The 25,448-nt window shown below is 66.2% G+C and carries 23 protein-coding genes and 1 pseudogene; 18 read left to right on the plus strand and 6 right to left on the minus strand.

All coding sequences use genetic code 11. The annotated features are described in order from the left end of the window. Window positions 1–30: 30 nt before the first annotated feature. The 7 genes from QRN45_RS18175 (at window position 31) to QRN45_RS18205 (ending at window position 6,439) form a co-directional block, all read left to right on the plus strand. Window positions 31–1,269, plus strand: a complete 1,239-nt coding sequence (locus QRN45_RS18175; RefSeq protein WP_241707792.1) for a kynureninase — start codon at window positions 31–33, stop codon at window positions 1,267–1,269. Next, window positions 1,266–2,120 carry a PaaX family transcriptional regulator gene (locus tag QRN45_RS18180; protein ID WP_284764214.1) on the plus strand — a complete coding sequence of 285 codons (855 nt, stop codon included), beginning with the start codon at window positions 1,266–1,268 and terminating at the stop codon, window positions 2,118–2,120. Before QRN45_RS18175 ends, QRN45_RS18180 begins: the two co-directional genes overlap by 4 nt. A 66-nt stretch (window positions 2,121–2,186) precedes the next feature. After that, complete coding sequence (locus QRN45_RS18185) at window positions 2,187–3,281, plus strand: LolA family protein (RefSeq protein WP_284764215.1); 1,095 nt, start codon at window positions 2,187–2,189, stop codon at window positions 3,279–3,281. Beyond that, window positions 3,278–4,264, plus strand: a complete 987-nt coding sequence (locus tag QRN45_RS18190) for an ABC transporter ATP-binding protein (RefSeq protein WP_284764216.1) — start codon at window positions 3,278–3,280, stop codon at window positions 4,262–4,264. Before QRN45_RS18185 ends, QRN45_RS18190 begins: the two co-directional genes overlap by 4 nt. A gap of 58 nt (window positions 4,265–4,322) precedes the next feature. Further along, the gene (locus QRN45_RS18195; protein ID WP_284764237.1) at window positions 4,323–5,123 is read left to right on the plus strand and encodes an ABC transporter permease; all 801 of its coding nucleotides are present in this window, start codon (window positions 4,323–4,325) and stop codon (window positions 5,121–5,123) included. A gap of 27 nt (window positions 5,124–5,150) precedes the next feature. Further along, window positions 5,151–5,771: an L-threonylcarbamoyladenylate synthase gene (locus tag QRN45_RS18200; protein WP_241707796.1), complete on the plus strand. Its 621-nt coding sequence runs from the start codon at window positions 5,151–5,153 to the stop codon at window positions 5,769–5,771. Window positions 5,772–5,773: 2 nt separating this feature from the next. Then, complete coding sequence (locus QRN45_RS18205) at window positions 5,774–6,439, plus strand: alpha/beta hydrolase family protein (RefSeq protein WP_284764218.1); 666 nt, start codon at window positions 5,774–5,776, stop codon at window positions 6,437–6,439. Between the two features lie 3 nt (window positions 6,440–6,442). Here QRN45_RS18205 and QRN45_RS18210 read toward each other — a convergent pair whose 3' ends face one another. From QRN45_RS18210 to hrpB, 3 genes are all read right to left on the minus strand, one after another. Beyond that, complete coding sequence (locus tag QRN45_RS18210; protein ID WP_284764219.1) at window positions 6,443–8,620, minus strand: elongation factor G-like protein EF-G2; 2,178 nt, start codon at window positions 8,618–8,620, stop codon at window positions 6,443–6,445. Window positions 8,621–8,732: 112 nt separating this feature from the next. Continuing rightward, on the minus strand, window positions 8,733–9,485 hold the full coding sequence (locus QRN45_RS18215; RefSeq protein ID WP_284764238.1) for a M50 family metallopeptidase: 753 nt from the start codon (window positions 9,483–9,485) through the stop codon (window positions 8,733–8,735). Between the two features lie 69 nt (window positions 9,486–9,554). Next, on the minus strand, window positions 9,555–12,290 hold the full coding sequence (gene hrpB, locus QRN45_RS18220; RefSeq protein WP_284764220.1) for an ATP-dependent helicase HrpB: 2,736 nt from the start codon (window positions 12,288–12,290) through the stop codon (window positions 9,555–9,557). A gap of 83 nt (window positions 12,291–12,373) precedes the next feature. On the opposite strand from hrpB, the gene QRN45_RS18225 reads away from it, so the two are divergent. The 4 genes from QRN45_RS18225 (at window position 12,374) to QRN45_RS18240 (ending at window position 14,859) form a co-directional block, all read left to right on the plus strand. After that, entirely contained in the window at window positions 12,374–12,559 is a 186-nt protein-coding gene (locus tag QRN45_RS18225) for a hypothetical protein (RefSeq protein ID WP_078108763.1), read from the plus strand. Window positions 12,560–12,765: 206 nt separating this feature from the next. Continuing rightward, the gene (locus QRN45_RS18230) at window positions 12,766–13,593 is read left to right on the plus strand and encodes a slipin family protein (RefSeq protein ID WP_284764222.1); all 828 of its coding nucleotides are present in this window, start codon (window positions 12,766–12,768) and stop codon (window positions 13,591–13,593) included. Between the two features lie 96 nt (window positions 13,594–13,689). After that, entirely contained in the window at window positions 13,690–14,118 is a 429-nt protein-coding gene (locus QRN45_RS18235) for a hypothetical protein (RefSeq protein ID WP_284764223.1), read from the plus strand. Between the two features lie 135 nt (window positions 14,119–14,253). Further along, window positions 14,254–14,859 carry a DUF305 domain-containing protein gene (locus QRN45_RS18240; RefSeq protein WP_284764225.1) on the plus strand — a complete coding sequence of 202 codons (606 nt, stop codon included), beginning with the start codon at window positions 14,254–14,256 and terminating at the stop codon, window positions 14,857–14,859. 102 nt (window positions 14,860–14,961) lie between these two features. Here QRN45_RS18240 and QRN45_RS18245 read toward each other — a convergent pair whose 3' ends face one another. Then, window positions 14,962–15,204, minus strand: a complete 243-nt coding sequence (locus QRN45_RS18245; RefSeq protein WP_139359754.1) for a hypothetical protein — start codon at window positions 15,202–15,204, stop codon at window positions 14,962–14,964. Between the two features lie 234 nt (window positions 15,205–15,438). On the opposite strand from QRN45_RS18245, the gene QRN45_RS18250 reads away from it, so the two are divergent. The 4 genes from QRN45_RS18250 (at window position 15,439) to QRN45_RS18265 (ending at window position 19,917) form a co-directional block, all read left to right on the plus strand. After that, window positions 15,439–17,001, plus strand: a complete 1,563-nt coding sequence (locus QRN45_RS18250) for a CehA/McbA family metallohydrolase (RefSeq protein ID WP_284764227.1) — start codon at window positions 15,439–15,441, stop codon at window positions 16,999–17,001. 126 nt (window positions 17,002–17,127) lie between these two features. After that, on the plus strand, window positions 17,128–18,171 hold the full coding sequence (locus QRN45_RS18255; protein ID WP_078108758.1) for an NAD(P)-dependent alcohol dehydrogenase: 1,044 nt from the start codon (window positions 17,128–17,130) through the stop codon (window positions 18,169–18,171). A gap of 13 nt (window positions 18,172–18,184) precedes the next feature. Then, window positions 18,185–19,168: an aldo/keto reductase gene (locus tag QRN45_RS18260; RefSeq protein ID WP_284764228.1), complete on the plus strand. Its 984-nt coding sequence runs from the start codon at window positions 18,185–18,187 to the stop codon at window positions 19,166–19,168. Window positions 19,169–19,320: 152 nt separating this feature from the next. Further along, entirely contained in the window at window positions 19,321–19,917 is a 597-nt protein-coding gene (locus QRN45_RS18265; RefSeq protein ID WP_241707808.1) for a TMEM175 family protein, read from the plus strand. A 28-nt stretch (window positions 19,918–19,945) separates the two neighbouring features. Here the strand turns inward: QRN45_RS18265 and QRN45_RS18270 are convergent. After that, window positions 19,946–20,428 (minus strand): annotated as a pseudogene (locus tag QRN45_RS18270) (GNAT family N-acetyltransferase). A 102-nt stretch (window positions 20,429–20,530) separates the two neighbouring features. Between QRN45_RS18270 and trxB the strand changes: the two are divergent. The 3 genes from trxB to QRN45_RS18285 all read left to right on the plus strand — a co-directional run bounded on the left by trxB (window position 20,531) and on the right by QRN45_RS18285 (window position 24,181). Further along, window positions 20,531–21,508, plus strand: coding sequence for a thioredoxin-disulfide reductase (trxB, locus tag QRN45_RS18275; protein WP_241707810.1), 978 nt, complete (start codon window positions 20,531–20,533; stop codon window positions 21,506–21,508). Between the two features lie 170 nt (window positions 21,509–21,678). After that, the gene (locus QRN45_RS18280; protein ID WP_284764239.1) at window positions 21,679–22,929 is read left to right on the plus strand and encodes an Nramp family divalent metal transporter; all 1,251 of its coding nucleotides are present in this window, start codon (window positions 21,679–21,681) and stop codon (window positions 22,927–22,929) included. Between the two features lie 4 nt (window positions 22,930–22,933). Beyond that, window positions 22,934–24,181: an APC family permease gene (locus tag QRN45_RS18285; RefSeq protein WP_284764229.1), complete on the plus strand. Its 1,248-nt coding sequence runs from the start codon at window positions 22,934–22,936 to the stop codon at window positions 24,179–24,181. On the opposite strand, the gene QRN45_RS18290 is transcribed toward QRN45_RS18285, so the two are convergent. Beyond that, window positions 24,171–25,388, minus strand: coding sequence for an MFS transporter (locus QRN45_RS18290; protein ID WP_241707813.1), 1,218 nt, complete (start codon window positions 25,386–25,388; stop codon window positions 24,171–24,173). The two genes, QRN45_RS18285 and QRN45_RS18290, sit on opposite strands and share 11 nt — an antisense overlap. Between the last annotated feature and the right edge of the window lie 60 nt (window positions 25,389–25,448).

Genomic DNA, 25,448 nt, shown 5'->3' on the forward strand with positions numbered 1-25,448 from the left:
CAAACCCCCACATTTCCCCTCAGGAGAGACATGAACAGCGCGCAGCAAACGCAACGGCCGACGTCGGCAGAACTCGACGCCGCCGATCCCCTCGCCGGGCAGCGTGAGGCCTTTTACTCCCCGGCGGAAGGCCAGCTCACCGCCTACCTCGACGGGAACTCCCTCGGCCGTCCGCTCAAGGCGACGTCGGCGAAGCTCGCGTCCTTCGTGGAGGACGCCTGGGGCAGCCGCCTCATCCGCGGTTGGGACGAACAGTGGATGGACGAGCCCACCACGGTCGGCGACCGGATCGGCGCCGTCACCCTGGGCGCGGCCGCCGGCCAGGTCACCGTGGGCGATTCCACGTCCGTGATGCTCTACAAGCTCATCCGGGCGGCGGTCGACGCCCAGCCTGGCCGCGATGAGATCGTTGTGGACCGGGACAACTTCCCCACGGACCGCTTCATCATCGAAGGCATCGCCGCGGAGAAGGGCGCCACCATCAAGTGGGTCGCTTCCAACCCGGCCAGCGGGGTCCGGACCACGGACCTCGAGGGACTGCTCAGCGAGCGGACCGCCGTCGTCGTGCTCAGCCATGTGGCTTACCGCTCCGGTTTCCTGGCGGATGCCGCTGCGATCACCGCGAGGGTCAAGGAATCCGGAGCGCTCATGCTCTGGGACGTGTGCCACTCGGTGGGCTCGGTGCCGCTCGAACTGGACGCCTGGGGCGTGGACCTCGCAGTGGGTTGCACGTACAAGTACCTCAATGGCGGCCCGGGCTCTCCCGCGTTCGCCTACGTCAACGCATCGCAGCAGGACCGCCTGCAACAGCCGATCTGGGGCTGGATGGGCGCCGACAACCCCTTCGGCATGACGGAAAGCTACACACCGGCAACGGGAATCCGAAGCTTCATCACCGGCACTCCCCCGGTCCTGGCCATGCAGCCGCTCAAGGACATGGTCGAGCTGATCGCATCGGTGGGCATGGACGCCGTGCGGGAGAAGTCCATCAAACTGACCGACTACGCAGCTGCCTTGGCTGAGGACATGCTGGTCCCCCTCGGCGCCGAGATTGTCAGCCCGCGCAACACCGCCGAGCGCGGCTCGCACATCACGGTTGACCATCCCCTGTTCGGTGACGTCACCCGGACGCTCTGGGACCGGGGCATCATTCCGGACTTCCGTCCGCCGCACGGACTGCGGATCGGGCTCTCGCCGCTCAGCACGAGCTACGCGGAGGTTGAGCTGGGAGTGACCGCCATCCGGGACGCCCTCGCCGAACTCCTGTGAGCGCTGTCCTTGACGACATGGACTCCCGGCCCGGGAGCACCACGTCACTGCTGCGCACGGTCATCGGCTTGTACCTCCGCGATGCCGGTGGATGGATGTCCACGAGGCACCTCATCGCCCTCATGGAGGCACTCGGGTTGAGCGCTGCCGCGTCCCGGACGGCGCTGTCACGGTTGAAGAAGAAGGAAATCGTCCTGCCGCAATTGCGTCACGGGATTCCCGGCTTCGCCGTCACCGAGGGTGCCGCAGCAATGCTCGCCCGCGGCGACCGGCGGATCTTCAAACCCCGCCTGATGTCGTCAGCCGACCGCTGGTGCCTCGTGTCCTTCTCCATCCCGGAAACCGAGCGGGAAAAGCGGCACCAGTTGCGGCGGCGGCTGCACTGGATCGGCTGCGGCACCGTAGCGGCAGGGCTGTGGATCTGCCCCGACGCACTGCGGGAGGAAGTGGAGGAGATCCTGGAGGACCTGGAGCTGCGCGGCATGGCCACGGTGTTCGTGACGGACACTCCCTTGGTCGGAGGCAGCCTCCGCGAGGCCGCCTCCGCGTGGTGGGACCTCGACACAGTCGCGGAACTGCATCGCGACTTCATCCTGCATCATGGTTCCATGGCCGACGACGACGGCCCGGGCAACGGTCCCGACGGCGGCCCGGACACTGCCGCGACCTTCGCCCGCTATGTCCGAAGCATCGACCGCTGGCGGATCATCCCGTATCTGGATCCGGGGCTGCCCGCCGAATTCCTTCCCGAGGATTGGCCCGGAATGGCGGGGATCGCCCTGTTCGAGCGCCTCGGCTCTGCCTATGCAAAGCCCAGCGCCGAATTCGTGCGGACGACGTTGGAGGGATAGCCCGTGAACACGTGATCAGTCCGGGCACCAGGAGTAGTCTGGAACCATGAACTTCCCCGATGGTGGATGGTTCGCGAGGTCGTCATGACCCGCGTCTGGTTGCGTTGGCTGCCGGCAGTGCTGGCTCCGGTGGCCCTTGCTGCGGCGGCCTTGGCTGGTTCCTACCAAGCCGGAGCTGCGACGAGCCTGCCGCACAAAACGGCCGCGGAAGTCATCGCCATGATCGGCCGCGCCGACGTCCATGCATTGTCCGGAACCCTTCAACAAAGTTCCGATCTGGGGCTGCCCAAACTCCCCTCCGTCGGGCCAACGGCGAGCCAAGGGCCCGCTTCCGTGATGGAGCTTTTGAGCGGTTCACACACAGCCCGGGTCTACATGGACGGTCCCGCCAAAGCCAGGTTCCAGGTGATGGACATGCTCGCTGAGCGCGACGTCGTCCGCAACGGCAACGATCTCTGGCTCTACAACTCGGCAGACAACAGCGCGGCGCACATGACGATGCCCGCCGAACCAGCGCGTTCAGCGGCCCCGCACGCGACGCCGACTCCCGGAGTCACCACGCCTGACGTCGTCGCGCAGCACTTCCTCGCCGCCGTCGGGCCCACCACGGACGTGGCCGTGGGCGACGGAACCACGGTGGCCGGCCGCACGGCCTACCAACTGGTGATCAAGCCGCGCAGTACCGGCACTCTCGTCGATTCGGTGACAATCGCCGTCGACTCCGCTTTGGGCCTCCCGCTCGGCGTCGATGTCCGGGCACGGGGCCAGGCGGCAGCGGCGTTCTCGCTCGCATTCACTGACGTGAGCTTGTCGGCGCCCGACGCCGCCCTGTTCAGTTTCACTCCGCCCCGCGGTGCCGCCGTGGAGGAGAAGGCAACCCCGCAGTTGCGATCCCTCCCTGGAAAGACCGGGCAGCCAAAGGCAACAGCGGCCCGGCCAACGATCACGGGCACCGGCTGGGACGCAGTGATGGGCTTGCCCGCCGGCACTGTGCCGAACGATGTCCGCTCGGCACCGATGTTGGCCCAGCTCACCCAGCCTGTCGCCGGCGGTCGAGCGCTGACCACCAGCCTGGCTACTGTTTTGATGCTCGACGACGGCCGCGTCTTCGCGGGAATGGTGCCACTTGAGCGGTTGCAGGCCGCAGCCGCCGCGAAATGACGGAGGCATCCCCGCCGGCTGAACTGGCGATAGAGACGCAAGGCCTCAGCAAGCGCTTCGGCCACCGGGCCGCCGTCGACGGCGTCGACCTGGCGGTGCCCCGCGGTTCGGTCTTTGGATTCCTCGGTCCTAACGGCTCCGGCAAGACCACCACCATCCGGTTGCTTCTTGGCTTGGCGTCCGCCACGAACGGCCGCATCCGGGTCCTTGGCGGCGAGATGCCGCGCCAACTGGCAGCTGTCCTGCCCAACGTGGGCTCGCTCGTGGAAGGCCCGGCCTTCTACCCTTTCCTGTCCGGGGCAGCGAACCTGCGGCGCTTGGACAGCGCCGATCTTCACGCCGCCCCACGGACCCGCGCCGCACGCGTGGATGACGCGCTCGAGAGGGTGGGCTTGTCCCACGCGGCGGGCAAAAGGGTGCGCGCCTATTCCCTCGGGATGAAACAGCGGCTGGGGATTGCGCATGCTTTGCTGCGGCCGCGGGAACTGCTGGTCCTGGACGAGCCCACCAACGGCCTGGATCCGCAAGGGACCCGGGAGGTCCGCAGCCTGGTCCGCTCCTTGGCGGCCGGGGGCACCACCGTGTTCGTCTCCAGCCATCTCCTCGCGGAGGTGGAGCAGATGTGCACCCATGTGGGCGTCATGAGCGTGGGCAAGCTCGTGGCGCAAGGAACCCTGCACGAACTGCGCGCGGCGGGCACGGCCATCATCCGGCTCCACACGCCCGATATCGAGGCCGCTGTCTTTGTCCTCTCCAGGCTCGGCCTGAAGTCGGAACTGGTTGCCCCGCCGCCCGGCTCGTACGGTCCCGATGGCCGGAGCCTCGTCAGTACCGGTCCGGCGGGGCTCGATGTGGCACCCGAGGCGATCGTGGCTGCCTTGGTGTCCGGCGGCGTCCGGGTCCGGGGCTTCGGCGTGGAGAACGCGAGCCTCGAGGAGCGCTTCGTCTCCCTCACCGGAGAGGGCTTCGACATTGCCGGCTGAACGCGGAACCGAAGCGACGATTGCCGTGCTGGAGGGCACGCAAAGCTCGTGGTCGCTCATGGCCTCCGAGCTCTCGGTGCTGTTCCGGCGGCTGCGGACATGGGCCATGCTCCTGGCGCTCGCGGCGATCCCCATCCTCATCGCCGCCGCGGTCAAGCTGAGCTCGCATCCCGTGGCGCCGGGTCGCGGCCCGCCTTTCCTTGACCGCATCACCCAGAACGGGCTTTTCGTCGGCGTCACGGCAATGATCGTCTCCGTACCTTTGTTCCTCCCCCTCACCATCGGAGTGGTGGCAGGCGACACGATTGCCGGCGAAGCAAACCTTGGCACCCTGAGATACTTGCTCGTCGCCCCGGCGGGACGTGTCCGCCTCCTGTTGATCAAGTACGCGTCCGCCTCAGTGTTCTGCCTGGCAGCGACCCTGACGATTGCAGCCGCGGGCGCGCTGGCCGGCGTCGCGCTCTTCCCGGTGGGCCCTGTCACCCTGCTGTCGGGCGACACGATCGGCGTCGGCGAGTCCGTGGTGCGTTCCTTGCTGATTGCCGCGTACATCGCGGTGTCATTGTTGGGGCTCTCCGCTATCGGACTGGCAATTTCCACCTTCACGGACGTGCCGGTCGGAGCCATGGCTGCCACCATCGTGTTGTCCGTGGTGTCGCAAGTGGCTGACAACCTGCCGCAATTGGAGTGGCTGCACCCGTGGCTGTTCAGCCACTACTGGCTGGGTTTCGCCGATCTTCTGCGCCAACCGATCTCGTGGACGAGCTTCGGCGACAACGCCCTGCTGCAGGCGGGCTACATCCTGGTGGCCGGCGCGTTGGCTTACGGCAAGTTCACGAGCAAGGATGTCCTGTCCTGAAGTTCGGCCTGCCCGTAAGCTCATGGCATGGCAAGATTCTTCGATGTTCACCCGCAGGACCCCCAACCACGCGCGATTTCCCAGGTGGTGAAGATCCTCCAGTCCGGCGGCCTCATCGCCTACCCCACCGATTCCTGCTACGCGCTCGGCGCGCAAATCGGCAACAGGGAAGCCCTCGACCGGATCCGCTCGATCCGCCAGCTCGACGGGAAGCACCATTTCACCTTGGTCTGCAAGGATTTCGCGCAGCTCGGCCAGTTCGTGATGATCGACAACGACGTGTTCCGCAGCATCAAGGCCGTTACGCCGGGAAGCTACACCTTCATCTTGCCTGCCACCAAGGAAGTGCCGCGGCGTCTCCTGCACCCCAAGAAGAAGACGGTAGGCGTGCGGATTCCCGACCATAACTTTGTCCAGGCCCTGCTCGCCGAACTGGGCGAACCGCTCCTGTCCAGCACCTTGCTGCTCCCCGACGAGGAGGAGCCCCTGACCCAAGGCTGGGAGATCAAGGAACGCCTGGACAATCTGGTGGAAGCCGTCATCGATTCCGGCGACACCGGCGCAGAGCCCACAACCGTGGTGGACTTCTCAAGCGGCACGGCCGAAGTTGTCAGGCGCGGCACCGGCGATCCCTCCCGGTTCGAGTGAGCATGGGCACTGCCGAGTCGCGCGTCACGATCGCCGTCGACGGCACCGCGATTTCCGGGATCTACGCCCGGCCGGACAAAGCCGCGGCGACAATTGTCCTCGCACACGGAGCCGGAGCCGGCATGGAACATCCGTTCCTGGCCGGCCTGGCCCACGCGTTGAACGACGACGGCGTGGCGACCTTGCGCTTCAACTTCCCCTACCGGGAAGCCGGCAGGAAGTTCCCCGACCGGCCACCCGCTGCGATCTCGGCGTGGCGGGCCGTCATGGCAGAAGCGGCGTCCCGGTCGGAGGGCGAACCCGTGTGGGCGGCCGGCAAGTCCTTCGGCGGCCGCATGGCGTCGATGGCGGTGGCCGAAGGAATGTCCGCGGCCGGACTCGTCTATCTCGGCTACCCGCTGCACCCGCCGGGGAAACCGGAGAAGCTCCGCGACGAGCACCTGTACGGGCTCGCTCTGCCGATGCTCTTCCTGCAGGGCACCCGGGACACCTTCGCGACGCCCGGGCTGCTCGAAGGCGTCGTGGCCCGGATCGGACCCGCCGCCACCATCGAGTGGTGGGACGGCGGCGACCATTCCTTCGTGCGCGCGGGAGTCAAGAAGGGTGCCGCGGACATCGGGGCATCACTAGCGGCCCCCGTGTCGGCGTTCCTTCGCAGGAACGGCTGAGCCTCAGGCTTTCGCCGCGGCGACGGCTATGCCGGGCGGCAGTGGCTCGTGCCGCAAGTACTCCCTGCGGAAGCGGCCGCTGCCGGCCGTGAGTCCCCGCAGCACGATCGCGTACCGCAGCAGTTCCTGTTCCGGGACTTCGGCGCTGATCTCAGTGCGCTCTCCGCCCACGGATGTCGTCCCGGTGACGCGCCCGCGGCGGGAAGACAGATCGCTCATGACCGCACCCACATGCTCGTCGGCCACAAGGACCGTCACGGCCGAAATCGGTTCAAGGAGTTGAATACTGCCCGCCGCAGCGGCCTCCCGCAAGGCCAACGCGCCGGCCGCCTGGAATGCCGCGTCCGACGAATCGACGCTGTGGGTCTTGCCGCCTACCAGGATCACCCTGATATCGACCACCGGGAAACCTGCCCGCACCCCCTTGCCCATCTGGGCCCGGACGCCCTTCTCGACCGAGACGACATACGTGCCGGGGATGACCCCGCCCACAATCCTGTCGACGAATTCAAAACCCGCCCCGCGTTCAAGGGGCTCCACTTCGATGTCGCAAATCGCGTACTGCCCGTGGCCGCCGGATTGCTTGACATAGCGCCCGTGGCCGGCGGCCTGGGCTGCGAAGGTTTCCCGGAGCGGCGTGATGACGTCCACTGTCTGCAGCTTCACCCCCTGCTCGCGCAGCCGGTCGAGGACTGCCTCCGAGTGGGCCTCGCCCATGCACCACAGGACCAGCTGATGCGTCTCGGAGTTGCGCTCCACCCTCAGGGTCGGATCTCCCGCGGCTACCTTGGCCAGGCTCTTGGACAGCGCGTCCTCATCGCCGTGCGACGCCGCTTCGATCGCCACAGGCATCAGCGGCTCGGGCATGTCCCAGGTTTCCACCAGCAAGGGAGCCTCGCGGGCGGAAACCGTATCTCCCGTCTCGGCGCTCGCCACCTTCGCCAGCGCGCAGATGTCCCCGGCCACGGCGAACTGTACCGGACGGAGGCTGGACCCCAACGGAGAGTAAAGGTGGGTGATCCGCTCGTCGCTGTCGTGGTCGGGGTGGCCCCGTTCGGCCAGCCCGTGCCCACCGACGTGCACGGCAGAGTCCTCGCGAAGCGTCCCCGAGAAGAGCCTGACAAGGCACACTCGCCCCAGGAACGGGTCAACGGTGGTACGCACCACTTCGCCAAGGAGCGGACCATCCGGATCGCACGCCAGGGGTGCGACGGGCGTCCCGCCCAAGTCGGTGACCGTCGGGAGGTTTCGCTCAGTCGGTGACGGGAACGCCCGGGTCAGCACTTCCAGCAGTTCGGCCGTGCCGACTCCGGTCACGGAAGAGCTCGCCAGCACCGGAAAGAAGGTGCCCCGGACGATCGCGGTCTCCACATCGTCCACGAGGGTATCGATGGGGACCTCCTCGCCTCCGAGGTACCGGTCCATCAAGCTCTCGTCCTCGCTCTCCGAAATGATGCCCTCGATGAGTTCCCCGCGGACACCCTCCGCGCCGGCCAGTTCCTCCGCGGTCGCGGGACGTACCGCGGGACGCGGCTCCCCTGGGGTGTACTCCGACACCGTGCCCGAAAGCAGACCGAGCACTCCCGAAACAGCATCGGCGTCACGGACGGGCACGTAGAGGGGTAGGACGGAATCGCCGAAGGCGGCCCGGCATTCGGCCAGGACGGCATCGTAGTTCGCCCGTGGATGGTCAAGCCGGCTGATCACGACCGCCCGGGGCATGCCGACGCGCTCGCATTCACCCCACAGGGCGGTGGTTCCGACGTCGACCCCGTCAACCGCCGACACCACGAACAACGCCGCATCCGCAGCACGGAGCCCCGCGCGCAGCTCGCCCATGAAATCGGCGTAGCCCGGGGTGTCGAGAAGGTTCACTTTGACGTCGTCGAAGACCAGGGGCGCCGCGGAGAGCCCTATGGATCGTTGTTGATGGATGGCCGTCGCTTCCGAATCACTCACCGTGGTGCCGTCGACGATCGAACCCATGCGGGTCACGACGCCGGCAGCGTAGAGAAGTGACTCGAGCAGCATCGTCTTTCCAGCGCCTGAGCGGCCAATCAGCACGACGTTGCGGATATTCTCCGGCCGGTCGGCCGGCGCCGAGGAGGGGTCCGCGCGTCGAAGATCGGGGTTGGTCCGGTTCGACCCCTTCGTCGCACTGCCTGGGCCTTTCGCCGACATGAGCACCTCCTGGAGTAGAAGCCGGATCCCCCGCGTCCTTTGCTTACCGATTCCACACCCTGGACCGGCGCACGGCAAGAGCAATCCACGGAGTCCGTGCCGAAACTGCAGGCTAGGAGAGCATTCCCCACACCACGCGAACGGAAATGGCCGCGCTCGCGGCAATGACAACCGCGAAAGCCGCCAGCCACAACAAGGACGGCACCCCCGTGGAACGGGCCAGGATGTAGGCATCCGAGGACGCGAGCCGATCCCGGCGGCCGGTATGTACGGCAGCCACCTTGAACCAGTCCCGCACGGCCCCCACCTCGAGCGCTATGCCGAGGCCCAGCACCACATGGCTGACCGTCGAAGCAGAAGCAAACATGACAAGCAGCTGGGCAGTCGCCGCGCTCAGGAGCGCGACGAAGATTCCGGTGAAGTTCCGTAGAAAGATCAGCGCGAGCAGCAATACCAGCGCACCGACGGACATGGCCGCCCCGGACCACCCTGCAGACACGGACCAGATGAGCGCCACGCCCACCACCGCGGGACTCGGATATCCCCAGAAACCGGACCAGGCTGCGCCGAACTTGCCGCGCCCGCTGCTCAGGAGCTGTCCGGAGTGGTCCAGCCCGATCCGTAGCCCGTGGACAACCCGCCCCGTCATGAGGGCGGCGAACGCGTGGCCCAGCTCATGCACGAAGGTCACGTAGAGGCCGAACCAACGCCAGGTGGCCCGCGGGATGCTCAATACGACGGCCGCAGCGAGGATACCCAGGACAACCGGGGCCGCCAGGTTCGGGACCTCTTGGGTGGTGAATCCCCGCAGGACGGCCTGCCACCAGTCGTTGGCCAGGTCAGCGGGTCGCAATTCCATGTTCATCACCGTGGCATCCTAAAGAAAAAGCCTGTGAATGCCTCCCAGAGGGCTGGAACCGTCGCCAGACCGGGATCACATCTTCCGCTTGGTCCTGGCCGTGGCGGGCGCGGTCCATGGGTCCTCGGGCCAGGGATGCTTCGGATAGCGGCCCCGCATTTCCGCACGGACGTGGGCGTAGGGGCCCGACCAAAAGGAAGCCAGGTCATCTGTCACGGCGAGCGGTCGCCTGGCCGGGGAGAGCAAATGGAACAGCACCGGCACGCGTCCGCCTGCCACACGCGGCGTCTCTGCCCAACCGAAGCACTCCTGCAGCTTCACGGCCACTACCGGCCGGCCGTCGTCGTCGGCCGCGTCCGGATACTCGATCCGCACCCGCGAACCGCTCGGCACCTCAAGCCATTCCGGTGCCAGCTCGCCGAGTCGGGCCGCCTCAGCCCACGGCACAAGCCGCCGCAACGGCTCGCCCAGGTCAATCCCCCTCGTGGCAGCGCCTCCTGCGAGCGCTTCGAGTTCAGGCGCGAGCCACTTCTCCAGCCGGGCCAGCAACGCCGGCTCGGAGACATCCGGCCATGGATCACCCAGTTCCCTGTGCAGCAAAGCCAATCGCCGGCGCAAGGCATCGGCGGCCGGCGACCATCCAATCGTCCCCAGGCCCTCTTTCGCCAGGGCGCGGGCGACGGCAACGCGCCCGTCGTCGATGGTCGGGCGCACCGGCGTGGACGAAAGCAGGATCGCTCCCAGCCGCCGTTCCCTCTTGGCGGTGACACGGCCCTGTGTGAAATCGGCTTCCACCGTGTCGCTCGTCAGGTGGCTGGCGGCAGCTTCCGCCGCATCCGCTGCCAAGGGGGCTGCGGATCGGATGACGGCGCCGGTGCCCGCCGCATCCCGGCCCTCCGCGCGGGACACTTCGGCCACGGCGAGCCAATCGTGGCCGGCGAGCGTACTGCCTGCCGGCAGTCCGGCACGTGTCCCGGATGTCAGCAGGTAGCGTTCGGGGCCGGCGCCTGGGACGCGACGCGCCACGCGATCCGGGAACGCGAGCGCGACGACGAAGCCGAGCGCTTCTGCCGGACTCACCGGTGAAGGCCAGCTCGGCGGTGTGGTCAGGGAAGGCCCGACGCCGGACCTTTCCTGGCGTGCGATCGCCTCCATGCGGCGGACATCCTCCGCCCAACGCCTGGCGGCCGGATCCTTGCCCGTCCGGAGTGTGGCCAGAAGGCGCGTCAGGTCAGCCCCGGGAGCCCGCTGATCCCCGGCCACGAGGGCGACGGCCTCGGCAGCCGCCCGGTGCCCGACCGCGGCGGCGCCATCCAGCAGCGCGCGGGCCAGTCGTGGATCGGCAGGGATCCTGGCCAGGGTCTTTCCCGCCTCCGTGGCCAGTCCGTCAGGGCCAATCGCACCGAGCTCCCGCAGTACCTCGATGGCATCATCCATGGCACCTTGGGGCGGAGCGTCTGGAAGTGCCAGCCCCCGGCCGCCCGGCGATCCCCAACAGGCCAGGACGAGAGCGGCGCCCGTCAGGTCGGCTGCCGCGATTTCCGGGGTCGGGTGGGCAGGTGCGGCACCATACGCCTTTTGCTCGTAACAGCGGACCACCCGTCCGGGCCCCTGGCGTGCCGCGCGTCCGGCGCGCTGCTCGGCGGAGGCACGCGAGCAGGAGACAGTGACGAGTCCCGACATCCCGCGGTTGGCGTCACGCCGCAGCTCACGGGACAGTCCCGAATCGATGACCAGCCGGACTCCCGGAACTGTCAGCGAGGACTCGGCCAGGGCAGTCGAGACGACGATCCGCGGAGGTCCGCCGGGCTCCCGGCCGGAAACCGCCTGGTCTTGTTCCGCCGGACTCGCCTGTCCATTCAGCTCCAATACCTCCACTCCCGGTAGCCTCGCAGCCATTCTGGCGCGCAGCCGGGACGCGACGTAGGAGACCTCCCACGCACCAGGAAGGAACACCAGGGCGTCGATATCCGGATCGGCTGCGAGCGTGTCCGTGTACAACGCCGCGGCGGTATCCGCCACATGGTCCAGGAAGGCGCGGGCCACGCCGCGTCCGTCCAACCGTGGACCTGCCGCGGGCGCCCAGTCCACCGTCAAGGGATGCAGCGCGGAGGGACAGTCGACGACGGGTGCCGGGCCGCCGCCGTCGTGCTTCCTGCCTGCGCCTTCTCCGGCGCCGGCGCCTCCGATCAGCGCGGCAAACCGTGGCGCGTCGAGGGTTGCCGACATCGCGACAAGCGTCAGGTCGTCCCGCATCTCACGGACCTCTATGAGCATTCCGAGCAAAAGGTCCGTCTCCAGGCCGCGCTCGTGGACTTCGTCCAGGATCACGGTGCCGACGTTCTCAAGGCCGGGATCCGCCAGCAGTCGGCGCAGGAGGATTCCGGGGGTGACGAACTCAATGATGGTGCCCGGACCTGTTTGGCTTTCTCCGCGGACCGTGTACCCGACCCGATCGCCGAGCCCGCTGCCGTCGAGGGCGGCGAGGCGCCGTGCCGCTGATCGCGCTGCCACCCGTCGTGGTTGGGTCACCACCACCCGGGGGAGCTTTTTGCCTGTGACGGCGCCGGCCTCGTTCCTGGCGAGTGCGATGTTGGCAAGCAAGGGCGGCACAAGGGTCGTCTTGCCGGTCCCCGGGGGCGCTTGCACGACGGCGGTTCCTGCCGCTCCTCCCGCATCGAGGGCTTTGGCGAGTTCCCCCAGCGATTCTCCGAACACCAGTCCCGCGCCGATCCTGTCCAGGTCGAAAGGGCGGTAGGCGAGCGCGGCGTTCCGGGGAACGAGTGGGGATTTCACTTCTCCATTGTGCATAGATGCGGATCGGACCCTCAAAGGTGGACTCCTTGCCGAATCGGGAGGACGATTAAAAGGCAGTTGCTAGAAGGAGGTCTGTGATGTGCTACGGCTACAACAAGGATTTCCGGCGGGACACCAGGAAAGATGCCTCACAGGAACCCGAGGAACGCCCTGAGCCCAAGGTGGACGCGAAGGACTTCATGTTCTGGGCCTTCCCACGCCGTCACCGTGAGTTCACGAACGATCCGGAGCCGGTTATCGACCGGACCCGCGAGAGGGTCTAGGCCACGGCATTGAAAGGAATGTCCCCAGGGGGGCATTCCTTTCGTGTGGCCCTACAACTCCGCGAATCCAAGGTATTTACTGGAGATACAACGTGAGCGGTTCGCCCGCCCCGCTGCGGAAAGTGGGCTCCCTTTTCCCTCCACTGCCACCGAAGGATCTCCGCCATGAATGCATCAGAGCTAAGCGACGAAGCCGGTGTGCGGCCATGACAGCGGACGCCATCACCTGGCTGATTGTCTTGATTGTCCTGCTGGTCATCTGGTTTGCGATGGCCGTCCACATTGTCACGCAGTATGAGCGTGGTGTCCTGCTGAGGCTGGGGAGGGTCCAGGGACTCCGGACCCCTGGGCTTGTGGTCATCATCCCGTTCGTCGACCGGCTGAGGAAAGTCTCCCTGCGGATCGTCACCATGCCTATCCAGTCCCAGGGCATCATCACGCGGGACAACGTCAGCCTGGACATTTCCGCCGTCGCCTATTTCCGGGTGGTGGACGCCATCAAGTCCGTCCTTGCGATCGAAAACGTCTACGCCGCAATCGACCAGATCGCACAAACCACGCTGCGCAAAGTAGTAGGCCAGCACACGCTCGACGAAACGCTCGCGGAAACAGACGTCATCAATGCCAACATCCGCCAGATCCTGGATGGACTGACCTTGGAATGGGGCGTCGAAGTGACCCTCGTGGAACTCAAGGACATCCAGCTGCCGGAGAGCATGAAGCGCGCCATGGCCCGCCAGGCCGAGGCCGAGCGTGAGAAGCGTGCCAAGATCATCGCCGCCGAAGGCGAGTCCCTGGCCGCAGCCGCACTGGGCACGGCCTCCGACACTATGATGGCCCACCCATTGGCCCTGCAGTTGCGCAACCTGCAGTCCATGGTGGAGATCGGCGTGGACAAGAACACCACCGTCGTTTTCCCCGCGCCTTTGATGAGCACCATCGGCGAGCTCGGAGCATTCCTCGCCCGCGAAGCCGCCGCGGCGAAAGCTGCTCAGCCCCCGAGGACCATGACGGGACGGACCATGGCCGGGTGAGACTGGCAGCAGGATGAAACTGAACGCGGCCTATACTCGTTGAACCCGTCGTAAAGCCCGGGAACAGATCGCATAAGCTGCAGAAGGAGGAAGACCATGACCGACCCCCTACGGGGCCGTGCCACCGCCTTCCTCCTCCGCATCGGCCTGTTGGCAGGACTGTTTGCGATCATCGCCGGAATCGTCGGAATGCATGTCATGGCGGGTGGCCACAGCATGCAAGCCGCCCCCTCGGCGGGCCCGGCCGCCGTCGTGAACCAGGCCTCAGTCGTTAGCCACCCCGCAGTCCACCACGCGGATTCTCCACCCGCGCCGTCGTGCACATGCCCAGGCAGCTGCACCGGGATGTCGGCCCTGCACGCCGCCTGCGTCCCTGCGCCGGGCCACAACACGCTGACAGCACCCTTGCCCGGCGTCCCGCCCTATGCCACTGCGGGGGCAACCGGAGCAGGTGTCCTGGTCTCCGACTATGCGCACCGTCCGGGTAGTCCTTCCCCGGGCGATCTCTGCATCAGTCGCACGTAGAATCCACACCCGCACCGGTCTCGCCCGTCCGCTGCACAAGACTCCTCCCTGACGCGCCGCCCACACGGTGGGTTTGCCGTGCGCGTCCCACGCAGCCGCACCTCTGCAGGCTGATGATTGAAGGACCCCAAAAGCATGAGAAAAAACCTTGCCATGACCACCATTACCGTTGCCACGGCGATCGCCCTTGCCGGCTGCTCGGCTGGAACCAGCGACAGCAGCATGCCGGGAATGAACCACGGGAGCGCCTCCGCATCCCCTGCCGGTTCAGCTGCGGCCGCGCCGGCAGACCACAACGCCGCGGACGCAGAGTTTGCCCGGATGATGATCCCCCACCATGCCCAGGCCGTCCAGATGAGCGACGGTGTGCTCGCCAAGAACGGCATCCCTGCCCAGGTGACTGCGCTCGCCGGCAGGATCAAGGCAGCCCAAGGACCGGAGATCGAGAAGATGACGGGGTGGATCAAGGACTGGAACGAGCCGGCGGAGATGTCGGGCGGCCACACCATGAACGGAATGGTGGACAACGGGGACATGACGAAACTCGAGGCGGCCCAGGGCCGTGAAGCTGCCAGGCTGTTCCTGACCCACATGATCGCCCACCACCAAGGGGCCGTGGCCATGGCGCAGAAGGAAGGCGCCGAAGGCAAGAACGCGGACGCCCTCAAACTCGGCAAGGACATCGTGGTGGCCCAGGAAGCCGAGATCAAGGAAATGCAGGAGTTATTGGGCACGCTGTAGATGCGCATCTAGCGAAAGGCACATCCAGCCAAAAGCGCCGGCCCACCCGGTTTTCCAGGGCGGGCCGGCGCTCGGCGGCCCCGGGTTATGGCTGACCCGGCCTTAGGCCGTCACGTCTACGGAGGTTCCTTCCGCTGCAAGCACGGCCTCCGCTACATCTTCCCTGAGGTGGTAGTCCCTGGCGTCCACCGGATACAAGGAACCGCTGACCACGTAATAGCCGCGGCCTTCGCCCGGTCCGCCGGCCGCGGCATCTATCGCGGCGACCATCCCCGGTTCCAAGGGCTTTTCTTTGCCTGCTTCACGCAATCGCGCGAGGTCTTCGGATTGAAGGCGACTGATCAAACCCGGAATATCGCACATCTGAAAACACCGTCCTGTTCGGTCCATGGGAAAGGTTTGCGCCGTCGCCCCAGCCCTTGGTGCATGCCAAGAACAGTAAGCCCGGGCATGGCTCGTGGCAAGGGTCCGTTGAGGACATGTCCACTGGATGGACCCGGCTTGCTGGCGCTTCCGGTTTCATGTTGCGTTCTTGGTTCCGTTGCCTACTGTTCAGTAACGCTCGGCAACATCGAGGGAGTGACTTCACCATGCAAAGCCCATTCGGGCGACAATGTCTCCTTTTCCGCCACCCGCCGCGGCTTCCTCGCCGCCGCCCTGACCGGCGCGGCGTTGACCCTGGCCCCGGTTTCGTTCGCGGCAGCCGCCACCGGAACCAGCAAGAGCAAGACGATCACCGGGCATCTGGAACCGGGCGCCGCAGATTTCGTCTATTTGCCGATCGACGTCCCCGCCGGCGTCAACAAGATCAGCGTTTCGTATACCTACAGCAAGCCCCAGGTGGCCTCCGGACTCCTCGGGAACGCCTGCGACATCGGAATCTTCGATGAGAAGGGCACCGATCTCGCCGGGAAGGGTTTCCGCGGCTGGTCCGGCGGTTTCCGCACCGAATTCAGCATCAGCGCCGGCGACACGACGCCGGGCTACCTGCCCGGACCGATCGGAAAGGGCACCTGGAACGTCGTCCTCGGCCCGTACCAGGTAGCCGAGCAAGGCCTCGACTACACCGTCAACATCACCCTTGACTATGGACCCGACGTCGCTCCGTTCAAGCCCCAGTACCCGCCGCAGCAGATTGCCGGCCGTGGTGCGGCCTGGTACCGCGGCGATGCGCACCTGCACACCGTCTACTCCGACGGAAAGCGCACCCCCGAAGAGGTCGCAGCCGGCGCCCGCGCCGCGCGCCTCGACTTCATGATCTCCACGGACCACAACACGCCGGCATCGCACGGCGTCTGGGGGCCGCTTGCCGGCAACGACCTGCTCATCCTCACGGGCGAGGAAGTCACCACGCGGAACGGCCATTACCTCGCGCTCGGCCTGGAGCCCGGCGAATGGATTGACTGGCGCTACCGGGCCCGCGACAAGGGGTTCGAGCAGGAAGCCCAGCGGATCCACGCCTCCGGCGGAATCGTTGTTCCCGCACACCCCTATTGCCCCTACGTCGCCTGCCGCTGGAAGTTCGGTTACGACGACGCCGACGCCGTAGAGGTATGGACGGGCCCGTGGACCATTGACGACGAGTCCTCCGTCAACACGTGGGACTCGATGCTGGCCCACTCCGTGCGCACAGGTGGCCGGTGGCTCCCGGCCATGGGCAACAGCGACGCCCACAGTGTTCCGCAGGTCATCGGGCTCCCGCACAACGTGGTCAACGCCGCGGCTCTGTCGCGCGATGCCCTGCTGGACGGCATCCGCAACGGACGGAACTGGATCGCAGAGTCCGCCGACGTCTCAGTGGATTTCCAGGTCACGTCCGGCGGCAAGAGCGCGACCGTTGGCGAGCGGCTCAACGTCGCCGCAGATGCCCGTGTCACAGTGACGGCGAAAATCGCCGGGGTGCCGAACGGCGTCGTGCGCTTCATCACGGATGAGGGACAGACCCAGCAGGTCACCCTTCCGGCGTCGGGCCAGGGAACGAGCACGTGGGTGACCACCCCGCAGCTCGCGGCCTACGTTCGCGTGGAGGTCCGCCATCCGAAGCTCGACGGAACCTCGGGCAGCGGCACGGAGATGGGAACTGCCATCCCGCTCGGACCCATGGCGGCGTTGACGAACCCGATCTTCCTGGGTGCCAGCTAGTCCGCGACGGATCCGATTCAATGTGAGGGAGGCCCTGCCAGTACCCCTACTAGCAGGGACTCCCTCAGCTTGGAATTCTCCTGTTTGATGGAAAGTGCCAATCCTCCGTCCATCAACAGGAGAATAATGCTGACCGTCAACGCTTACGCCGCCCCCTCCGCGAGCGAAGCCCTCGTCCCCACCACCATCGAGCGCCGCGACGTCGGCGCCCACGACGTGCTGATCGAGATCAAGTACGCAGGCATCTGCCATTCAGACATCCACACTGTCCGCGGCGACTGGGGACCGCAGTCCTACCCTCTGGCTCCGGGCCACGAAATCGCCGGAATCGTCACCGAAGTCGGCCCCGCGGTCACCCGCCACAAAGTCGGGGACCGCGTCGGTGTCGGCTGCATGGTGAACTCCTGCCGCGAATGCGAGAACTGCCGCAAGGGCGAGGAGCAGTACTGCCTGAAAGGCATGACCGGTACCTATGGCGCCGTCGACCGTGACGGGACCATCACCCAGGGCGGCTACTCCACCCACGTCGTCGTGACCGAGGACTTCGTGGTGCGTATCCCCGAAGGAATAGAGCTCGACGCCGCCGCTCCCCTGCTGTGCGCAGGCATCACCACCTATTCGCCGCTGCGGCACTGGGGTGCCGGCCCGGGCAAGAAGGTCGGCGTCGTAGGACTCGGCGGGCTAGGCCATATGGCCGTCAAGCTCGCTCACGCCATGGGCGCCGAGGTCACCGTGTTGTCCCAGTCGTTGAAGAAGATGGAAGACGGCCTGCGCTTGGGCGCGGACAGTTACTTCGCCACGAGCGATCCGGCCACCTTCGAGGAGCTTGCGCGGTCGTTCGACCTCATCATCAACACGGTCAGCGCCCCGATCGACATCAGCTCCTACCTTCAGTTGCTGACGCTCGACGGCGCGCTGGTGAACGTGGGTGCACCGGCGGAGCCGCTCCCGGTCAATGTGTTCTCGCTCATCACAGGACGGCGCTCCTTCGCCGGATCGGCAATCGGCGGCATCCGTGAGACCCAGGAGATGCTCGATTTCTGCGCCGAGCATGGACTTGGTGCCGAGATCGAGGTCATCCCGGCCGACAAGATCAACGACGCCTACGAGCGCGTTCTCGCGTCCGATGTGCGGTACCGCTTCGTGATCGACAGCTCGACACTGGGTTAGGGGAGCGAAAAGAATGCAGTACACCACGGTAGGCAGAACGGGAGTGCAGGTTTCGCCGTTGTGCTTCGGGACAATGTCGTTCGGTTCCGAAGCCGACGAACAGGCCTCAGCGGACATGTTCCACCGGGCCCGCGAGCTGGGCATCAACTTCTTCGATACTGCCGATGTTTACGGCGGCGGCCGCTCGGAGGAGATCCTGGGCAAGCTCGTTTCGGACAGTCGGGACGAAGTCGTCATTGCCTCCAAAGTGTTCTACCCGACCGGCGCGGACATCAATGCCCAGGGCTTGTCCCGCCGGCACATCGTGCGCGCCGTCGAGGCAAGCTTGAAGCGCCTGGACACAGAATGGATCGATTTCTACTTTGTCCACGCCTTCGATGAGCACACTCCCATCGAAGAGTCGTTGCGCGCGCTCGACGATCTGCAGCGGCAGGGGAAGATCCTCCACCCTGCCGTGAGCAACTGGGCGGCCTGGCAAATCGCGACCGCTCAGGGCATCTCCGCGAAGGAGGGTCTCGCGCGGTTCGAGCTGATCGAACCCATGTACAACCTGGTCAAACGGCAGGCGGAAGTGGAGATTCTTCCGCTGGCCCAGGCCGAGAACATGGGCGTCATCACGTACAGCCCACTCGGAGCGGGGCTGCTGACCGGCAAATATGGTGCCGGCAAGCGTCCCGAAAGCGGCAGGCTGGTCGACAATGCCCGCTATGCAGACCGGTACGACGTCGAGAGCGACCTGACAACTGCCGATCGATTTACCGCGTTCGCCCAGGAGTCCGGCATCAAGCCTGCGACACTGGCCGTGGCGTGGGCAATGTCGCATCCGGCAGTCACTGCGCCGATCACCGGAGCACGGAACCTCGAACAGCTCGAAGATTCCCTGGCCGCGCTGGACGTCGGGATGACGGCGGAACTCCGGGACGAGATCTCGGCCCTCTCGCCAACCCCGGCCCCGGCGACAGACCGGACCGAGGTCCTCAAGCCGCACTGGACCTGATCCGGCGGCCCTCGGCTCGAATGCCCCTGCGGGCGCAAGCACCATGGCCCTTGGCCGCGTGCTCGCGCTTCGTGGGGGCTTTCTGCTGTCAGGGAGTGTCACTTGGCCACGGGGGTCCGCAGCAACGATGATTTCCCCATGAAGGCAATCCGATGAACAAGAACAGGCTTGAGGCATTCAGTGACGGCGTCCTCGCCATTGTCATCACCATCATGGTGCTTGAACTGCGGGTGCCACCGGAACCGAGCTGGCATGCCTTGCTCAGCGTCTTTCCCACGTTCCTCAGCTACCTGCTCAGCTTCGTCTACGTGGGGATCTACTGGAACAACCACCACCACATGATCCACTTGGCGGACCGGGTCAACGGCAGAATTCTGTGGGCGAACCTGCACCTGTTGTTCTGGATATCCCTCTTCCCGTTCAGCACACGCTGGATGGATGAGACGGGTTTCGCCGAGGTCCCGGTGCTGGCTTACGGGTTCAACCTGCTCTGCGCCGCGATTGCCTACTTCGTCCTGCAGCAGTCCTTGATCCGGCAGCAGGGGCGGCAGGGTCCACTCGCACAGGCGGTTGGCCGGGACTGGAAGGGGAAGACGTCACCCCTCATCTATCTTGCAGGTCTTGGCCTCTGCTTCGTGCATCCTTTGCTCGCCGTCGCCGCCTACACTGTCGTGGCGCTGATCTGGCTCGTTCCCGACCGGCGGGTGGAGCACTTTGTCACCCGCGCACACCAGGACTGGGCGGAGTAGCGTGAGCCAGGGATCAGCAGGAAGCACGTCAGACCTTCCGTGAGCGCCGCTCGAGCAGGAGCGTGTCCCGCCATTGGCCGGCAAAAGGTCCCGAGATCATGCGTGCGATGCGTTCACGGCGGCCGACGATCGTGAATCCATTCGCCTGGTGAAGGCGGATGCTGGCCTGGTTCTCGGGGAAAATGCTCGACTAGATGGTCCAGATGCCACGATCTTCGGTGGACGCAGCCAGCGCTTTCAACAACAGGCCTCCGACACCCCGTCCGCGGGCAGAACCGGCGACGTAGACGGAATGTTCGACGACACCGGCATAAGCCGGTCGCGAGGACACAGCGGAAACGGCCGTCCATCCCAGTACGAGCCCGGATGCTTCAGCGACGAAACGGTGGTCCGGAAGGCGGCTTGCGTCGAATTGCTCCCATTCGGGAGCGGCCGCTTCGAAGGTTGCTTGCCCGGTCCCGATGCCTTCCGTGAAAATCGCTCGGACTTCGGGCCAATCCCCGGGACGCATGGGCCGGATCAGGACGGCTCCGGCTTCGCTGAACATCCACCCATTATGCCCGTGGATGGCCGGGCCCTTGATTGAATCCCCCGACCTTGTTGCACTTGTCCCATGAACAAAGAACAGTTGATCATCGTCGGATCCGGCCCTGCCGGTTACACCGCGGCAATCTATGCAGCCAGGGCGGGCCTGAGCCCCCTCGTCATTGCAGGCTCGGTCACCGCCGGCGGCGCGTTGATGAACACCACGGAAGTGGAGAACTTCCCCGGCTTCCCCGCCGGCATCCAGGGTCCCGAACTCATGGATGGCCTGCAGGAGCAAGCCGAACGCTTCGGCGCCAAAATAGTCTTCGACGACGCCACTGAAGTCCAGCTGACGGGGTACCTCAAGCGCGTGGTCACCGGCTCGGGCGACACCCACGAGGCGCCCGCCGTGATCCTTGCGACCGGCTCGGCCTATAAGGAACTCGGTTTGCCCGAAGAGAAGAGGCTGAGCGGACACGGCGTTTCCTGGTGCGCCACCTGCGATGGCTTCTTCTTCCGTGAGCAGGACATCATCGTGGTGGGTGGCGGCGATTCCGCGATGGAAGAAGCGATGTTCCTGACCCGGTTCGCGAAGACCGTGACCGTCGTCGTCCGCAGGGAGGAGCTCCGGGCCTCCAGGATCATGGCCCAGCGGGCCAAGGACAATCCGAAAATCCGCTTCGCGTGGAACTCGGCCATCACCGCCATCCACGGCGACGCCAAGGTCACCGGGGTGACCCTGGCAGACACGCGTTCCGGCGAATCGCGCGAGCATGCAGCAACCGGCATCTTCGTTGCCATCGGACATGTCCCCCGGACGGACCTGGTCGAGGGACAGGTGAAACTCGACGCCGAGGGTTACATCAAGGTGGACTCCCCCACCACCGTTACCAACCTCTCCGGGGTTTTCGCTTGCGGCGACGCAGTGGACCACCGCTACCGCCAGGCCATTACGGCCGCCGGAACGGGTTGCGCCGCGGCTTTGGATGCCGAACGGTACCTCGCCGCGCTCGACGACGCGGACAGCATCGCCACGGCGCTCGTGGAAGAACCCACCCACGCCTGAACCCACCCAACTGACTCGCATTAGGTGTCGTTTTGAGGTCTCAGAACGACACCTAATGCGAGTCAGTTGGGAAAAGTGCGCGCGTATCAAGCCGTACCTAAAAACCACTTTTCGGCATGCCTAACTTAACGGTATCCTCAAGTGTCCGTATCCGCGATGTTGAGGAAACCATGGCTGCCACGATTGCCGAGCGACCGCCGGGCAAGGCCCGGTGGCGGTCGCGGCTGCTCTTCTTGGGTCCGGCTTTCGTCGCCGCGATCGCCTACGTGGATCCGGGAAACGTCGCGGCAAACCTCACTGCCGGGGCAAATTACGGCTACCTTCTCGTGTGGGTCCTGGTAGCGGCGAACGTCATGGCGGTCCTGGTGCAGTACCAGTCGGCGAAACTCGGCTTGGCCACCGGCCAGAGCCTTCCGGAACTGCTGGGCAAACGCTTGGGAACCCGCCGCCGCAGGCTGTTCTGGGTCCAGGCTGAGGTGGTTGCCGGGGCTACGGACATGGCCGAAGTCATCGGCGGCGCGGTCGCCCTCAACCTTCTTTTCGGACTGCCGCTGCTCCCGGGCGGAATCATCATCGGCCTGGCTTCCATGGTTCTCTTGGGGCTCCAGTCCTCCCGGGGCCAGAAGTCCTTTGAATATGCAATCATGATTCTCCTTGCTGTCATCGCGGTCGGGTTCGTTTCGGGGCTCTTCGTCAACCCACCCGAGACCGGTGGAGTGCTCGCTGGTTTGGTGCCGCGCTTCGAGGGCACGGACACTGTCCTCCTCGCCGCGAGCATGCTCGGTGCCACCGTCATGCCGCATGCCATCTACCTGCATTCGGCCCTGGCCCGCGACCGGCACGGTTTCTCGGAGGATCCCGCCGTGCGGACGCGGCTCATCAAGTCCACCCGCGTGGACGTCGCGGGTGCCCTGATGCTGGCCGGCGTCGTGAACATCGCCATGCTCCTTTTGGCCGCGTCCAGCCTGCGGGGAGTCGACGGAACCGACACCATCGCCGGAGCCCACGCCGCCGTGACCTCGGCCCTGGGACCAATCATCGGCGTCGCTTTCGGGGTCGGTTTGCTTGCCTCGGGGCTGGCATCGACGTCCGTCGGATGCTACGCCGGCGCAACGGTCATGGGCGGCCTCCTCAAGATCCGGGTGCCCTTGCTGGTCCGCAGGGTAGTCACGCTGGTTCCGGCGCTGGCCATTCTCGGCGCGGGCATAGAACCCACCCTGGCGCTCGTGCTGAGCCAGGTCCTGCTGAGCTTCGGGATTCCGTTCGCCTTGATTCCGCTGATCCGACTTACCGGCAAGCGTGAGGTCATGGGCATCCATACGGACTCCACGGCATTGAAGATTGCCGGGTGGACCAGCGCCGCACTGATCGTCGGCCTCAATTGCGTCCTCATCGTCTTGACAGTCGCGGGGAAGTCCTAATCCCATGAGCAATCCCCAGGCCCTGGCCCGCCGGCTGGGCACCTTTGACGCGGTCGTGATCGGATTGGGCTCCATGATCGGCGCCGGCGTGTTCGCGGCGTTCACCCCTGCGGCGGCTGCCGCAGGGTCAGGACTGCTGATCGGACTCGTCATCGCGGCAGCGGTGGCATTCTGCAACGCCACATCCTCCGCTCAACTCGCTGCCTCATACCCCACGTCTGGCGGAACATACATTTACGGGCGCGAACGGCTGGGGCCATGGTCCGGCTACCTGGCCGGGTGGGGATTCGTCATCGGCAAGACCGCCAGCGCGGCGGCCATGGCCATGACGTTCGCCGCCTATGCCGCCCCTCCGGGCTGGGAACGTCCCGTGGCGATCGTCGCCGTCGTCGTCCTCGCCGCCGTGAACTATCACGGGGTGACCCGTACGGCAGGCTTGACACACATTCTGGTTCTCGCAGTGCTGGCGGCGCTGGCCATCGGGGTGGCAGCCAGTTGGACCGGTTCTGCGCCGTCCCCGGCCAACATCCCCGGGGATGGCCTCCTTGCACACGGCTGGTACGGGATCCTCCAATCCGCAGGTTTGCTGTTCTTCGCCTTCGCCGGCTATGCGAGGATCGCGACCATGGGAGAGGAAGTCCGGGACCCACGCCGCGCGATTCCGCGTGCCATCGGGATAGCGTTGGGCGTCGCCGTCGTCCTCTACGCGATCATCGCAGTGACGCTTCTCGCCGCCCTCGGGCCTGACGGTGTTGCAGGCACTCCGACGCCGCTCGCTGCCGCGGCCGGAGCCGGGACCTTCGCCTGGGCGGTCCCGGTGGTCCGCGTCGGAGCCGCCGTCGCGTCCCTCGGCGCTTTGCTCGCCCTCATCGCGGGCCTGGGCCGCACCACGCTGGCCATGGCCAGGCACCACGACCTGCCGCACTGGCTCGCCGCCGTCCACCCCCGGTACCGGGTCCCGCACCGCGCCGAAGCCGCCCTCGCCGTGGTGATCTGCGTGATCGTCGCCGTCGCCGACTTGCGCGGTGCGATCGGCTTCTCCTCGTTCGGCGTGCTCGTCTACTACCTGGTCGCCAATATCGCGGCTTTCACCCAGCCGGACGAAGACCGCCGATACCCCAAGGCCCTCCAGGTGTTCGGGGCCCTGGCCTGCGTCGTCCTCGTGACCACGCTTCCGCCGCTATCGGCGGCCCTGGGCGTGCTCATGTTCGTAGCTGGGATCATCCTTCGCGTCGTCAGGATCAATCGCTAGCGTCAAGTGCGGGCGCAGGGGCAGCAGGCCGTTCCTTTGCCGGCGTCGGCCGCGGCCGCCCGGCCAACACGATGACAAGCAGCGCCAGGACGGTGAGTGCCGCGCACGCCGCGAAGACGCCTTGGTAGCCGAGCGCCGTCGTCGATCCCAAAGCGATGATGGGGCCAGAAACGATAGCGCCGACGCGCCTCGTGTTGGTGTAGAGGCCGGAGGCCAGGCCGGGACGGGGAATCAGCCGCTGGAACAGGGTCAGTCCTACACCTGCCACGATCCCGAAGAACCAGGCATTCAGGACCTGGAGCGCAATCAGGGTGCCGGGGTTGGAGACAAAAGCCATGCCCGCGTAGTAGGCGATCCCGGCGACACATCCGGAGGCGATGAGCGCCCGGCTGGAGTAGCGGCGTGCCAGCCGCCCGATCAGGAAGAGCGCAGGGATCTCGAGCGCGGCGGACACGCCGAGCGCGACGCCCGCCCAGATGACGTCCACGCCGAGCCCTTGCGTCACGAACAGGCTCATGATGGACACGGCGGCGCTATTGGTGGCCTGCAAGGCGACAAAGGCGAAGACGACGGCGGCGACGCCTGATTTCGAGAACAGCTGCCCGTCTTCTTCGGCATGGGCCTTGGGACGATCCTCGACAGAGGCAGCGCGTCGTCGGGAAATCATGGCGGCAGTCGTGGCGACATTGAGCACAGCCACCACGCCGAGGGCTAGCAGGATGGCCCGGTTGCCCAGCGCGCCCATGATGAGCGTCGCGAGCGGCGGCCCGGCCACCCAGGCGAAGGAGACAATCGCGCGGGTGTTCATCACGTCCGACGCTCCGGCACCCGAGTGCCTGAGGTGGGCGAAGAGCAGCGAGCTGCCGACCCCCGCCGGACCGCCAAGGACAATCAAGCCCACGACGGCGATCGGCAGCGACGTGCCCACCGCCAGGAGGGCGGACAACGCCAGGGTCAGGACCCCGCAGGCCAGCATGGGCCGAAGGTAGTCGTTCGCACGATCTGCGTAGGCAGGCAGCAGAAGGGAGGCGACGAAGCCGCTGGCATTGTAGACGGCAAGGACCCATCCCACCTCCGCAGGGGTGGCGTTGAACAGGGCCACCAGGAGGAGTGCCAGGGCAGGGTTGAGGAACGCGAACTGGAACCCCCACAGCAGCGCCGCAGACGGGACGAGTAATCGCTTCATGCCTTCATTCCGGTGATCCACGCCCTCAACCCTAGAAGCCTTCCTGGCCGTAAGGGAGGGCCTGCCGGTACCTGTATCGGC

It is taken from the genome of Arthrobacter sp. efr-133-R2A-63, from assembly GCF_030209795.1.
GTDB classification, from domain to species: Bacteria; Actinomycetota; Actinomycetes; order Actinomycetales; family Micrococcaceae; genus Arthrobacter; species Arthrobacter bambusae_A.